Source organism: Mesorhizobium amorphae (genome assembly GCF_014843845.1).
Lineage (GTDB): Bacteria > Pseudomonadota > Alphaproteobacteria > Rhizobiales > Rhizobiaceae > Mesorhizobium > Mesorhizobium amorphae_A.
The window spans coordinates 377,501-390,506 of the sequence record NZ_JHQS01000061.1 but is presented as its reverse complement, the minus strand read 5'-3'; the positions used below and the strand labels follow the sequence as shown (position 1 = coordinate 390,506).

The 13,006-nt window shown below is 57.7% G+C and carries 11 protein-coding genes, 1 tRNA gene, 2 rRNA genes and 2 pseudogenes (1 of these 16 only partly in view); 9 read left to right on the top strand and 7 right to left on the bottom strand.

The genetic code is table 11. The annotated features are described in order from the left end of the window. Positions 1-36: 36 nt before the first annotated feature. Positions 37-510, bottom strand: coding sequence for a hypothetical protein (locus tag DH08_RS28355; protein ID WP_345892456.1), 474 nt, complete (start codon positions 508-510; stop codon positions 37-39). 45 nt (positions 511-555) lie between these two features. Between DH08_RS28355 and DH08_RS37225 the strand changes: the two are divergent. Together DH08_RS37225 and DH08_RS28350 are read left to right on the top strand one after the other, a co-directional pair. Then, positions 556-735, top strand: a pseudogene (locus DH08_RS37225) (IS91 family transposase); the annotation flags it as partial. A gap of 843 nt (positions 736-1,578) precedes the next feature. Beyond that, positions 1,579-2,277, top strand: coding sequence for a hypothetical protein (locus DH08_RS28350; protein WP_192182547.1), 699 nt, complete (start codon positions 1,579-1,581; stop codon positions 2,275-2,277). A 377-nt stretch (positions 2,278-2,654) separates the two neighbouring features. Here DH08_RS28350 and DH08_RS28345 read toward each other — a convergent pair whose 3' ends face one another. Beyond that, complete coding sequence (locus tag DH08_RS28345; RefSeq protein WP_192182546.1) at positions 2,655-3,332, bottom strand: transposase; 678 nt, start codon at positions 3,330-3,332, stop codon at positions 2,655-2,657. 423 nt (positions 3,333-3,755) lie between these two features. On the opposite strand from DH08_RS28345, the pseudogene DH08_RS36635 reads away from it, so the two are divergent. The 3 genes and pseudogenes from DH08_RS36635 to DH08_RS28335 form a co-directional block, all read left to right on the top strand. Further along, positions 3,756-3,908 (top strand): annotated as a pseudogene (locus tag DH08_RS36635) (transposase); the annotation flags it as partial. Next, on the top strand, positions 3,875-4,930 hold the full coding sequence (locus tag DH08_RS28340; protein ID WP_246801027.1) for an IS3 family transposase: 1,056 nt from the start codon (positions 3,875-3,877) through the stop codon (positions 4,928-4,930). The pseudogene DH08_RS36635 and the gene DH08_RS28340, both read left to right, overlap by 34 nt. 7 nt (positions 4,931-4,937) lie before the next feature. Continuing rightward, entirely contained in the window at positions 4,938-5,093 is a 156-nt protein-coding gene (locus DH08_RS28335; RefSeq protein ID WP_192182544.1) for a hypothetical protein, read from the top strand. Between the two features lie 48 nt (positions 5,094-5,141). On the opposite strand, the gene DH08_RS28330 is transcribed toward DH08_RS28335, so the two are convergent. Together DH08_RS28330 and DH08_RS28325 are read right to left on the bottom strand one after the other, a co-directional pair. After that, positions 5,142-6,494, bottom strand: a complete 1,353-nt coding sequence (locus DH08_RS28330; RefSeq protein WP_192182543.1) for a HipA domain-containing protein — start codon at positions 6,492-6,494, stop codon at positions 5,142-5,144. Between the two features lie 3 nt (positions 6,495-6,497). Beyond that, positions 6,498-7,271 carry a helix-turn-helix transcriptional regulator gene (locus tag DH08_RS28325; RefSeq protein ID WP_210328900.1) on the bottom strand — a complete coding sequence of 258 codons (774 nt, stop codon included), beginning with the start codon at positions 7,269-7,271 and terminating at the stop codon, positions 6,498-6,500. A 629-nt stretch (positions 7,272-7,900) separates the two neighbouring features. Between DH08_RS28325 and DH08_RS28320 the strand changes: the two genes are divergently transcribed. From DH08_RS28320 to DH08_RS28305, 4 genes are all read left to right on the top strand, one after another. Continuing rightward, positions 7,901-8,164 carry a hypothetical protein gene (locus DH08_RS28320; protein WP_210328899.1) on the top strand — a complete coding sequence of 88 codons (264 nt, stop codon included), beginning with the start codon at positions 7,901-7,903 and terminating at the stop codon, positions 8,162-8,164. Positions 8,165-8,280: 116 nt separating this feature from the next. Continuing rightward, complete coding sequence (locus DH08_RS28315) at positions 8,281-8,604, top strand: type II toxin-antitoxin system HigB family toxin (RefSeq protein WP_192182542.1); 324 nt, start codon at positions 8,281-8,283, stop codon at positions 8,602-8,604. Then, a complete protein-coding gene (locus tag DH08_RS28310) occupies positions 8,594-8,974 on the top strand; it encodes a helix-turn-helix domain-containing protein (protein WP_192182541.1) in 381 nt (126 codons plus the stop codon). The genes DH08_RS28315 and DH08_RS28310 overlap by 11 nt, the downstream gene beginning before the upstream one ends. A 21-nt stretch (positions 8,975-8,995) precedes the next feature. After that, positions 8,996-10,693 carry a recombinase family protein gene (locus tag DH08_RS28305; RefSeq protein WP_192182590.1) on the top strand — a complete coding sequence of 566 codons (1,698 nt, stop codon included), beginning with the start codon at positions 8,996-8,998 and terminating at the stop codon, positions 10,691-10,693. On the opposite strand, the gene DH08_RS28300 is transcribed toward DH08_RS28305, so the two are convergent. The 3 genes from DH08_RS28300 to DH08_RS28290 all read right to left on the bottom strand — a co-directional run. Continuing rightward, a tRNA-Met gene (locus DH08_RS28300) sits at positions 10,650-10,726 on the bottom strand. The two genes, DH08_RS28305 and DH08_RS28300, sit on opposite strands and share 44 nt — an antisense overlap. A 130-nt stretch (positions 10,727-10,856) precedes the next feature. Continuing rightward, positions 10,857-10,971: ribosomal RNA gene (gene rrf / locus DH08_RS28295) — 5S ribosomal RNA — on the bottom strand. A gap of 96 nt (positions 10,972-11,067) precedes the next feature. Next, positions 11,068-13,006: ribosomal RNA gene (locus DH08_RS28290) — 23S ribosomal RNA — on the bottom strand (it continues 859 nt past the right edge of the window).

Sequence of the window (13,006 nt, the reverse complement as noted above, 5' to 3'; positions counted from 1 at the left end):
AATACCCCAACTTTTCGCCCGCCGGCAGAATGCTTTCTATGCACAGTAGAACCAAAGGGCAACCGCGCTTTTGCCGTTGGGGTATTGGCGCACCTTTACGGTGGCCTTGACGAAGTGATGGCGGATCGGGCTTGGCGGCAACTGCAACCTGAGCCGTCCAGTGTTGTCGCGACCGACGATGCGCTCCTCCTCGATGCACAGGATCTCGGCCAGCTGATGCGGATCGGCGGCGACGAAGGCGCTGTCGGCGACCTCGGGCAGCTTCGAGAGGTGAGCATTTGTGGGCTGGAAGATAGGTCTCGGCGATGAAGTGGTGGCCGCGTCGATGCCGGCGATACCGGCCAACGTTAGTTCCTTAGGCAGCCGTTCCTGCAGCGTGGAAAAGGCACGCTCCGAACGGCCCCTCGCCTCGGGCGAATAAGCCGCTATATGCTCGATGCCCAGGCGTTGCAGCGCCGCCTTGGCTGATGGTTCATCTTCGCTCTCGACTTCGCCGGCTTTACTTTGCACACTTCCGGCTTGCTGATCAGGGTGCGCAGTCTGGCGATGTTGGCGGCGCGCACGCCAGCCTGCAAGCCCGGCTTCTTCCTGCCTGTGCGGGTACTCTCGCGCCTGTTCCGCAGGCTGTTCCTCGATCGGCTCGCCACCCTCCACGCCGCCGGCCGTCTCGCGTTCTTCGGCGATCTCACCGAGCTTGTGGATCGACCCGCCTTCGCGTCAGCACTCGCGCCGTTGCTAAAGCGGATATCGACTTTGCGCTCCAGAAGATGGGTGGCGAAGCGTGCCGTTACGGCCAAGAGGACGACAAGTCGCTAACGGTTCGTGGCTGGCAACGCGCCGGCGCGCTGGCTGGGCTCTTCTTTCTCCGCCAGCGCCACCGCGGGTTCCGAAGGCTCTCGTAGCATCGGGCGTCATCAAGAAGGATGGGACGGGCAGCCGAAGCCGGCGACCGGTTCAGACGATCACGCCGCTTGCGCAACGTCTGCTCGTCGATCCGGATACACGTTACTCAAAGGGGCAGGATAGCGAGGCCGCCGAGGATATCATCAAGCAGCCTTCACCCGTTCTTGTCTGCTGGCAGCATGAATCGATCCCTGCCCTCGCGGGCTCGATCGTCGGATCCGCCCAAATCACCCCCTGACGGCTGGGGTGACAAAGACTATTCCAGCATATGGTTGCTCAGTCTGTCGGCCGACGAGAGCCAGAAGTGGTCTTTCGAAGTCGCCCAAGAGTTTCTTCTCCCGGGAGATCACCCATGACGACGGAACGTCACCCCCTACCGTTCGAGCCAGATTCCGCTGGCATGAAAAGCTGTCCCAAGTGCGACAGCACAATTCCCCGGTTAGCGGTGGTTTGTCCTGTCTGCAAATCCGACATCGGCGAGAAGACGGCCAAAGAAATAAGGCGGGATCGACTCTAAAGGTCGCGGTGTTTGTGAAAGACTGGATCAGTTTCCCAGCTGCGGCCCTCACGGCAATCGCGGCTTTCATACTCGCCGCTGAAAATAATGCCTTACAGATACTCAGGCTGGATACAGCTAGCGTAAACATGCAATTTCTGTGACAGGATGTGATCAACGTGGGAGCTGACGACACGCCAACATCACGCCAAGGTGACGAGATCTTCGTTCATGTCCCGTTTCTGCGCTCCGCCCTTGTGAACGACGGAGCATCCGTCGCCACGGTTCGACCGGAGTTCATGTGCTCCCAGACGGATAGCGATTCCAAGATAATCACCGGGCACTTCTATTTCATAGACATCAAGACCCAGAAGAAGATTTTGGACGACATTGAAGTCGATCCGAAGAAGCCTTCATTTGTAAATGTCGCTCTGCGCGATATGGGCCCGAAGGACGATGGATACGGTTCCACTGTGGAACCAAATACTTGCATGCTGAACTACTCAGACAAATATGGGGCCAAGATCGGAACGATAAAGTACACCACTGGCGAAACCTCTCCGATGGAGATAGGCGGCGTTGGCGACACGAGACTGCCCAGAAGGGATATGTACTGTGCCGGCATGGCAAACGGTTTGAGCCTGGGAGGAGAGCCAATAGACTGCCTCAACGATAGGAACTTGATCGCAATCGAACCGATCTACCTGTGGGAGCGCGCACTGGAACGAGCCCTTAAGCAGTCAGGTGAGTTTCGACAGTTTACGCAAGGAACTGCGACATGCATTCCCGGGCTCATTCTACAGGACTGCTCTGAAGGAAATTGCGAGCAGAAAGTTCAGGAGATGACAAACGCGCTTCGTCATTTCACCCGAATGTAACGGTTTGGTTGTGCCCACCAGCAAAACAGCATTGAGCGAATGCACGAAAACCGAATTTCCCTTGCACCTTGAGCGCCGACGCCCACGCCGAGGCATAAGGCAAAAAAGGTGAGGCACCACTCGAGCGCGTCGCGCGCTTGGACCCGCTGATTGAGAGACAACTTTGCAATGCACCTTGCCGACTATGTCGCCACTTGCATCCACTGCCGCGATAGGACGGCAGAAGAACTGCCCTAAGCGAATTCTATTCCTGCAGGCTGCGAACGACGGTTGTTAACCCCGTTCTCCTGTTGAGCGCCAGTTTGACCGCTATCATTATGAATCCGCCAAAGGGCGACGTGGCACCGCCCTTTTCAGGCCCGAAAGGCTGGACTGCCTCACTGCAGCCCCAGCCTTCTCTTTAGCTCCGCGTTCTCATTGCGCAGGCGTTCCGCAAGCAGATTCCTCAGCCGCTTGTTTTCTTCCTCGAGCGCGAGAAGATCCTTGAGATCGTCGCCCGCTTGCGCAGGTGCGGCAGCCTTCTTCTTCCATTGATAATAGGTCTGCTCCGATGTGCCGGCCTGCTTTACGGCGCTTTTGAGAGTGGCGCCGCCACTGACCGACTTTTCGATCTGGCTGAGCTTTTGCGCACGCTGCTCATCGGAGTACACCTTCCGGCCGGGCCGAACTGGTTCTGACGCTTTAACTTCAATCGACGGTGCGGCGCCATTCTTACGGGCAGTTGCCCTAACTTCTGTCTTTGCTTTCCGCGGGCGCCGCGTTTTCTTCTTGTCGGCCGGCGTCACAGCGCCTTTCGTGGCGGCCTCTACTGCTTCAGTTTGCCCAGGATCTGCCATGTGACGTTCCGCCTTTTCTTTGTGAACTGGTTCAGCATTAAGGGCCACGAAATTGGAGTCAATAAGCTCCCGATTCGGCGCATTGATCTCCTCGAATTTCCTTGTTGTCTCGGCGAAAGCTGCTGAGAGATCGACACCAGCCCAAATGGAATGATCGCTTTTTTGATGGCTGCGCTTCTGTCTGACTTCCACAATGAACGGTCGCGGCTGTCGCCTCATAAGTCATTCCTTATTTATGCGAACTGCAAGGAAGCCGCTGCTGAATATGATTGGCCCTTCAGGTGCTTCCATTGCAGCGCGGAGCTTTACCGGAAGACGGCGAGTGTGAGCAAGGGGGTCTTGCCAGCCCGACAACTCTAGGCCAGGGGCCGGACACTGGGCAAGGCATCAACGTTGAAGGTCTATTTCCTGAGTTCGCTAAGTGGAATGCTGGGCTATCGCGCGACGACTGGAAAGCCACGGAGGTGACCTCGGCGGTCCAGGACTATGGCACCGTCAATTGGAAGGGGGGAGCCTAGACGGAATCCTCGTCAAAACGACCGTAAAAATGGCGAGTGCCGAGCGCGGTCAGTACAAGTGACCTGCCACTGAGTTTTTCCTCCATCTGAGATTAGAGTCCGGCCCTTGATTGAGGACGGACTGATGAAGCGGAAGCGGTTCACGGAAGAACAGATCATCGCGGTTCTGCGCGAGCACGAGGCGGGTGCAAAGGCAGGCGATCTGGCCCGCAAGCACGGGATCAGCGAGGCGACGTTGTATAACTGGAAGGCGAAGTATGGCGGCATGGACGTGTCCGACGCCAAGCGCCTGAAGGCTCTGGAAGACGAGAATGCGAAGCTGAAGAAGCTGCTTGCCGACCAGATGCTGGAAGCCTCGGCGCTGCGCGAGCTTCTGTCAAAAAAATGGTAGGGCCCGCCGCCAGGCGCGAAGCTGTCGCGCATCTGCAGGCCGTCATGGGCCTGTCGGAGCGTCGGGCCTGTTCCTTCGTCGGTGCCGATCGCAAGATGGTCCGCTACCGGTCTCGGCGCCCACCGGAGACGGAGTTGCGCACACGGTTGCGCGACCTTGCCAACGAGCGCCGTCGTTTCGGGTATCGGCGGCTGTTCATCCTGCTCCGGCGCGAGGGTGAGGCATCGGGGGTCAATCGCATCTACCGGCTTTACCGCGAGGAAGGCCTGACGGTGCGCAAGCGCCGGGCAAGGCGGCGAGCGGTCGGTACGCGGGCGCCGATCCTGGTCGAGGCAAGGCCGAATGCGCGCTGGTCGCTGGATTTTGTCCATGACCAGTTCGCCTGCGGCCGACGCTTCCGTGTGCTCAACATCGTCGACGACGTGATGCGCGAATGCCTGGCGGCAGTCCCCGACACGTCGATCTCCGGTCGCCGCGTTGCCCGCGAACTGACGGACCTGGTCGCCCAGCGCGGCAAGCCGGACATGATCGTCTCCGACCACGGCACGGAGTTCACCTCGAACGCGATCCTTGCCTGGGCGAAGGATCACCGCGTCGAATGGCACTACATCGCGCCGGGCAAGCCGATGCAGAACGGCTATGTCGAATCCTTCAACGGCCGGATGCGCGATGAGATGTTGAACGAGAGCTTGTTCTTCGGCCTCGACCACGCCCGCAGTGCGATCGCATTCAACACCGCGAGGCCGCATTCCTCGCTTGGCTACCAGACTCCGGCGGCATTCGCCGAGGTCTTCACCGCAACCGGCTCCGGCGCTGCGCAGATCAAAGGCTCCGCGCCTCCGCCAGTTGCTCAACCCGCGCCTCACGGCGTAACAGAAATGGCCCAGGCTCTAATCGCCGCTGGATGACAGTTCAGTGGCAGGTCACAAGGACGAGTGCTTCTTGTTCGGCGCCGTGGTCGACAACGAATTCCAGATGATGCGCGATCCATACGAAGCAATGTGCAACGCCGATACATCGGCTCAATGGGCCATCGGACACGAACTCAAAAGCCTTTGGGTGGCGTATTAAAACCCGGCATAGCGCCGCCTCCCCAGGTCTCTATCGGTCGATTCGGCTTCAACTCATCAGCCATCCGCCGGCTCGGCCAATGAACTCGTCTCGGTCGCTCGCCGCATGGGGTATTTCCAGCCGCAGCGCACCGAGTAGCATGCGCATGTTGGTCGCGATCAAGTCGGCGAAGCGCTTCACCTGACGCTTTTCAAGAGCACCGAGACAGTCCGCGAGTCCTAATGCAATCTCCGAGGGATAACGCTGATGCATGCGTTTGCGTGCCGCAGCACTTTCTATTCCCAGCGCCAGGAGAAACGTATCAAGCTGTTCCGGGGTAATTTCATCGAGCGTTTTCGCCTCACCGATCCTGTAAGCGAGTTCGTCGGTCAGAGTGCCATCGAGCCTGGTCGGTAAGATATCGTAACGCGGCGCAAAGTGGATTCTGCCTCCGGGTTCATAGAGCAGGGCGAAGTTTTTTGCATGTCCATCGTTATTCCCGACCAGGAGATCGAATATCGTAGCCCTAATGAAGGTCTCCTTCGCCTGAGCGGGGTCGACCGTCGCCTCAAGTATCCTGCGAATGCCCGAAACGTCGAAGCGCCGGCCTGCCTTGCCACGCCTTTCGTACTTCATCGAAGCGGGCAAACCGAGGGCCTGCGCGAAATCCTCCTGATGAAGACGCACGATCCTGTTCTCTCGGTCTCTGCGTCGGTCGAAGCGGGTCACCAGTAGGGTCTCAATCCCGCCAAACGGCACTACTGAGACTTCGGCCGTGTCGAACCCTAGCGCCCCGGAAAGCCTCATCGCCTCGGCTTCAAACCGGGCATCCTGCTGATGATCGGGGTCGGGCACCTTCATGATATGTGTCGTCGGGGCCCCAGATCCTCGCTTGGGCTCGGCAAACCTACCGTCCGGCAGAACAGTCAGGGCTATCTTGCTTTGCATGCCTGCCAAAGGGGAGGGATCTTCGGTTCCGTGCGGCAGGCGTTTACGCTGATGGAGCGCTTCGACGATCGCGATCATGCGATCCTGCGGGATCGGGACATAGTCGCTTTCGTAGTCGCCCGGGACCTTTGTCGGCGGCGATCCTGACGGAAGAACGGAAAGTGCTCCGGCACAGTCCTTTCCAAGGTGATATAGCAAGCCAGCTATGTCATCGCGAGCGAGGCCTTCTCGTGCCATCACGTCGGTGAGCACGCCGTCGCGCTCCTGCAGAAGGTTGTCGAAGAATGCTCGCGTTATAACGTCATTGTAAGGTTCTTCGGCGAGTGAAAGGGAGAGCGATAAAGCTGCCGCATCTGATCTTCGAAGGTAGTCTGCCTTGTAGACGAAGGCGACTGAGCCGTTCTCGTCACGCACGAGGGCGCCGATCGGGTCGGCGAAACCGTCCAGTCTCACATCAAGGGCAAGCACCTCCATGGATCAGCGCTCCCGAGCAAGCAGCGATATGCCGGCTGCTTGCGCGACCTTCAGGACCTTACCCAGTTCAAGTGTGGGTTTGCCGTTTTCCAGTTCGGACAAAAACCTGCGCCCCACTCCAGCAAGGTCAGCAAAACTCTGCTGCGAGAGATGCCGGACCTCGCGAGCGCGCCGGACTAGCCGCCCAATATCTGAGGCAGAGACGATCTCCAGCCCTAAGGTATCCGTCCCGCCAGGGAGCGGTGAGGCCGCGCCGGCTCCCTCGTCTTCATCGTTGGTGCTGCGAAGCAGATAAGCGTCGGGGAGCGTTCTGGGCAAGGCGGCCGTGATGAGTTCCGAAACACCAGGAAGCTTCAGATTGACCTGGGGTATTGCGTCGGTCAGTTGTTTGGTCAGGTCCGCCGGAGCATTGACGCGGAAAAGTGCGTCGGCGGTCCCCACCGCGTTCAGTGAATTCCTGATGGCCTCATTACGACGCGATAAGTCTTTACTGGCCGTTTCGAGCGCTTCGCTGGGAGCATTGATGTCTGCAATGTGTTTCGCCAGGTCTTGGGTTGAGGGAATCTGGGAAAGCACCTTGGCGATCTCTCCCGCGTTCAAAGAGTTTTTCATCATGTTATTGTGGCGCGACAGGGCCCGACCGGCGTTTCTGAAGGCATCGCCAGATGTGACATCCGTGAGAAGCTTGGTCAGATCCCGCGCAGGACCTGCCTGCGCAAGCAGCTTTGCGATGTCTGTCGCGCTGCTAGCGCCCGTAGATTGCGTTCTTTTGACCATGTTTTGCTCCCGATCGGGAACATAAGCTTACTTCTTAAGTTTTTCAAGGAGGATCGATCCCGAACGGTATCACAGGTGACTTCGATCCCGATCGGGTTCATTTGCCCCTCAGGAGAGGTCCTAACGTCCTCTGATACCGTTCGGGTGCAGGGAGGTCGAGCGCCGGTCATCTGATATCGGACTGGAGCCGTTGGCGACATTCCCGACCATGCGGGATCGGTTTGCCTGGCAAGCTATTGCGTCGTGGCCATAACATATTTCAGAGCCATGGGTAAATCGATAGACGCTTGCTGGCCGATAGATTCGATAAGTTATGGAGAACTGATGGATTTTCCACCCTGTTGCACGACCATGTCACGGGTTCTGAAGCGCCGTCGGTTTCGGCTGGATCGGATTAGGTGGCCGACCCTGGGAGCTTCGACTTTCAGCTATCGTGGATGGGCATCGGACACGCTCGAATTCGACAGCAATAGGCGCTCTTCCTGTCTGGGAATTGGCGGGCAGCGTTCCTCCGACCGCTCCCCGAAAACGCGTTGGCGAATGGTTGGCAGCACCAAGTCTTCCAGGAGCGGCCACGTGTCATCTGCAAGCGACGCCGACCCTCCCATCTCTACGCTATAGCCGCCGCAATGCCGCACAAGCGCTTTGCGCCTCTTTTCGTGCACTACTTCCTGGGTCTTGATGGTTGCCATCCGATTTCCGGCTGGAGCAAAGGCGTGGCTGTCAAGACAGAAAAGATCCGGACCGAGGTAGTGAAGCCTAAGCAAGCTCCCGCCCTCGATCGAGCCTTGCTTCGCCTTGCCCGGTTGATTGGTCGACAGATGGCAAGAGAACAGTTCGACGCGACTCAGGAAGTCCCCCAAAAGACGAAGGCGAGCGATCGCGGACACTGATCGCCCAGGAAGTCTTCGCCTCATGCTGAGGGCATAATTGCTCGATGAAAGTTATGGTCTGTTGGTAGCTCGCGCGAGCGCCATGATCCCCTAATGGGACCATGGTAAGGAAAACAATGAGGATCATCGCCCGCCGCAGCTTGCGGGAATTCGTCGAGGGCCTGTCAGGGCAGAAAGAAAAGCCGGCGGTCAAGGCCGCGCTCGATGCCTGGTTCGATGAAGCCAGCAAAGTTGCATGGGCGAGTTCTGCCGACGTTAAGAAGCACTCCGCCACGGCAAGCATCGTCAGCGCCGAGCAGATCGTCTTCAACATCAAAGTCAATGACTATCGCCTCGTGGTGTCGGTTGATTTTGAGAAGGGCATCGTCTGGATCAAATGGATCGGCACCCACAAGGCTTACGATAAGATCGACGTAACGGAGGTGAAGCATGGCAACTGATCTCAAGCCGATCCGCACCGAGGCGGACTACGAGGCAGCGCTTGCCGAAGTCGAACGGCTTTGGGGGGCCAAGGGCGGCACACCGAAAGGCGATCGGCTGGATGTCTTGGCCACGCTGATCGAAGCGTACGAAACCAAGCATCATCCGATGGATCCGCCCGATCCGATCGAGGCGATCCGTTTTCGCATGGAGCAGCAAGGCCTGACCCGAAAAGATCTGGAGCCGATGATAGGAACCCGCAACCGCATCGCCGAGGTGTTCAATCGCAAGCGGGGGCTGTCCATTGAGATGATCCGCAATCTGCACGACAAGCTTGGCATTTCGGCAGAGGTTTTGATTCGGCCAACTCGTCGTGAGGAGGCAGCCTGAGAGCAGATAGGAGACCAACCTATGACCCGGATCGCACTCTATGCACGGTATTCCACCGACAATCAGCGTGAGGCGTCGATCGAGGATCAGTTCCACGTTTGCAGAGAGCAGGCAAAGCGCGAGAATTGGGAAATCGTCAGTACTTACAAGGACGCCGGCATCTCGGGCGCAAGCATGATCCTTCGGCCAGGCATCCAGATGCTTTTGCAGGACGCCCAAAGGGGGTTGTTCAACATAGTGCTGGCGGAAGCCTTGGATCGCATCAGCCGCGACCAGGCCGACGTCGCGACACTCTATAAACATCTCAATTTTGCTGGCGTTTCGATTGTGACGCTCGCCGAGGGCAGGATCAGCGAGCTACATGTCGGCCTCAAGGGCACCATGAACGCCCTGTTCTTGAAAGACCTTGCCGCCAAGACCCATCGGGGACTGCGCGGCCGCGTCGAGAACGGCAAATCCGGCGGTGGCATTTGCTATGGCTATCGCCTTGTTAAGAAGCTGGACGTGCACGGCGACCCAATCCGCGGCGATCGCGAGATCGACGTGCATCAAGCACATATCGTCCGGCGGATCTTCCGGGACTTTGCAAACGGGGTCGGACCCCGTGCGATCGCCAAAGCTCTTAACGACGAGGGCGTCCCCGGCCCCGAGGGAAAGCTCTGGAACGACACGACCATTCGAGGTCACCTGAAGCGTGGCACTGGTATCATCAACAATGAGCTTTATATCGGGCGGCTGGTCTGGAATCGCCAGCGCTACCTGAAGGATCCATCGACCGGCCGGCGCGTCTCGCGCCTTAACCCAGAATCCGAGTGGATCATCAGCGATGTGCCAGACCTACGCATCCTTGAGGACGAATTGTGGCAAGCGGTGAAGCGGCGGCAAACCGATATCTCCATCAAATTTGCCAATGTTACCGACGCGGTGCGCGAGCATCTTGCCAACAATCGGCTCAATAGCGCACGCCGTCCGAAGTCGCTCCTATCGGGCCTAATCTTCTGCGGCTGGTGCGGGGGCCCATATTCGCTACGGGGCGCGAACCGATTCGCCTGCTCGGCGCATATAAGCAACGGTTCTTGCTCAAACAGCCGAACCATTGCACGTTCTGAACTCGAAGAACGCGTGTTGGCGGGCCTGAAGGATCGAATGATGGCGCCAGAGGTGGCATCAGAGGCGATGCGCGCTTATGCGGAGGAAACGAACCGCCTCAATCGCGAACGACGCACTAACGCCCAGGCTTGGCGCGCAGAACTTGAAAAGACAGAACGGGAACTGGAGAAAGCGGTCGACGCGATTCTCGCCGGCCTACCCCCGCTCAAGCTGAAGGACCGTATCGGGACGCTAGAAGCTCGTAAGGCCGAACTTTCCATCTTGCTTACGGAAGTGCCCAACGATGTGCCGGACCGACTGCCGAACGCCGCGCATATCTATGCAAAGAAAATTGGAAGGCTGACAGAAGCTCTCAACCGCACGGAGGATCGGGCAGAAGCGGCAGACGCCATTCACAGCCTCATCGAAAAGATCGAGCTACGCCCGGGCACACGCCGAGGCGTAGTTGACGCAACGCTGTACGGCGAACTGAGCACGATCCTCGCCTGGACCGAGCGGCAGACGACTGGAAGGGCTACAAAAAAGAACACTCCCGGAGCTGGGCTCACGGGAGTGTCTGGATCGGTGGTTGCGGGGACAGGATTTGAACCTGTGACCTTCAGGTTATGAGCCTGACGAGCTACCGGGCTGCTCCACCCCGCGTCAACCTTAGAAGTAAGCCGAAACTTACCGGATTCAAGCGTCGCCAAATGAAAGGGCCGCTTGCGCGGCCCAAAATCCCGTTTGGCGGGCCTAATCGTAAGGAGAAGATTTTTCAACGTGCGTTTGGCAGACCTGGCAGCGACCTACTCTCCCGCGTCTTGAGACGAAGTACCATCAGCGCTGGAGCGTTTCACGGCCGAGTTCGGAATGGGATCGGGTGCAGCCGCTCCGCCATAACCACCAGGTCGGCAAAACGCACGTTGTTCGAGAAGCTGTTTTCTGTGCCATCCATCTCGGCGCAATCCACAGGATTGTCGCCTCAATGGGCATAAGGAATGAGAACGATCAAGCCGATCGAACTATTAGTACCGGTAAGCTTCAAGCGTTGCCGCTCTTCCACACCCGGCCTATCAACGTGGTCGTCTTCCACGGTTCTCAGGGAATACTCGTTTTAAGGTGGGTTTCCCGCTTAGATGCCTTCAGCGGTTATCCCGTCCGGATATAGCTACCCTGCTATGCGGCTGGCGCCACAACAGGTCCACCAGAGATCCGTCCATCCCGGTCCTCTCGTACTAGGGACAGATCCTTTCAATATTCCTACACCCACGGCAGATAGGGACCGAACTGTCTCACGACGTTCTGAACCCAACTCACGTACCGCTTTAAATGGCGAACAGCCATACCCTTGGGACCTGCTCCAGCCCCAGGATGCGATGAGTCGACATCGAGGTGCCAAACAACCCCGTCGATATGGACTCTTGGGGGTCATCAGCCTGTTATCCCCGGCGTACCTTTTATCCGTTGAGCGATGGCCCTTCCACGCGGGACCACCGGATCACTATGACCGACTTTCGTCTCTGCTCGACTTGTCAGTCTCGCAGTCAGGCAGGCTTATGCCATTGCACTCAGCGAACGATTTCCGACCGTTCTGAGCCCACCATCGCGCGCCTCCGTTACTCTTTAGGAGGCGACCGCCCCAGTCAAACTACCCACCATACATTGTCCCGGACCCGGATAACGGGCCGCGGTTAGACATCCATAGTAATAAGGGTGGTATTTCAAGGGTGGCTCCACCTGAGCTGGCGCCCAGGTTTCAAAGCCTACCACCTATCCTACACATGCCACTACGAATGCCAATGTAAAGCTATAGTAAAGGTGCACGGGGTCTTTCCGTCTAACCGCAGGAACCCCGCATCTTCACGGGGAATTCAATTTCACTGAGTCTATGCTGGAGACAGCGGGGAAGTCGTTACGCCATTCGTGCAGGTCGGAACTTACCCGACAAGGAATTTCGCTACCTTAGGACCGTTATAGTTACGGCCGCCGTTTACTGGGGCTTCGATTCAGAGCTTGCACCCCTCCTCTTAACCTTCCAGCACCGGGCAGGCGTCAGACCCTATACGTCGTCTTGCGACTTCGCAGAGCCCTGTGTTTTTGATAAACAGTCGCTACCCCCTGGTCTGTGCCACCCTCCTCTGCTTGCGCAGAAAAGGGTCACGCTTCTTCCGAAGTTACGCGTGCAATTTGCCGAGTTCCTTCAGCATAGTTCTCTCAAGCGCCTTGGTATACTCTACCAGACCACCAGTGTCGGTTTCGGGTACGGTCTATAAGGAGGAGCTATTTCCTGGAACCACGCAGCAGCCCTTTCAATCCGATAAGATTGGACTACCTCAATGATCCGTCACTACCTCCAGGCCCACGAATATTAACGTGGTTCCCATCGACTACGCGTTTCCGCCTCGTCTTAGGGGCCGGCTAACCCTGCTCAGATTAACTTTAAGCAGGAACCCTTGGTCTTTCGGCGGGGGAGTCTCTCACTCCCCTTACGTTACTCATGTCAGCATTCGCACTTCTGATACCTCCACCGCCCCTCACGGGTACGGCTTCATCAGCTTACAGAACGCTCCGCTACCGCTCGTATTGCTACGAACCCTAAGCTTCGGTGTATGGCTTTAGCCCCGTTACATTTTCGGCGCAAAGACCCTTATTTAGACCAGTGAGCTGTTACGCTTTCTTTAAATGATGGCTGCTTCTAAGCCAACATCCTGGTTGTTTTGGGATCCTCACATCCTTTCCCACTTAGCCATAACTTGGGGACCTTAGCTGTAGGTCAGGGTTGTTTCCCTTTTCACGACGGACGTTAGCACCCGCCGTGTGTCTGCCGACTAGTACTCCCAGGTATTCGGAGTTTGGTTAGGTTTGGTAATCCGGTGAGGACCCCTAGCCCATCCAGTGCTCTACCCCCTGGGGTATTCGGTCGACGCTCTACCTAAATAGATT

Coding starts and splice junctions, on each gene's coding strand:
- DH08_RS28345 (WP_192182546.1), bottom strand. CDS start 3,332: ATGAGGCGACAGCCGCGACCGTTCATTGTGGAAGTCAGACAGAAGCGC.
- DH08_RS28330 (WP_192182543.1), bottom strand. CDS start 6,494: ATGGAGGTGCTTGCCCTTGATGTGAGACTGGACGGTTTCGCCGACCCG.
- DH08_RS28325 (WP_210328900.1), bottom strand. CDS start 7,271: ATGGTCAAAAGAACGCAATCTACGGGCGCTAGCAGCGCGACAGACATC.
- DH08_RS28320 (WP_210328899.1), top strand. CDS start 7,901: ATGCCGCACAAGCGCTTTGCGCCTCTTTTCGTGCACTACTTCCTGGGT.
- DH08_RS28315 (WP_192182542.1), top strand. CDS start 8,281: ATGAGGATCATCGCCCGCCGCAGCTTGCGGGAATTCGTCGAGGGCCTG.
- DH08_RS28310 (WP_192182541.1), top strand. CDS start 8,594: ATGGCAACTGATCTCAAGCCGATCCGCACCGAGGCGGACTACGAGGCA.
- DH08_RS28305 (WP_192182590.1), top strand. CDS start 8,996: ATGACCCGGATCGCACTCTATGCACGGTATTCCACCGACAATCAGCGT.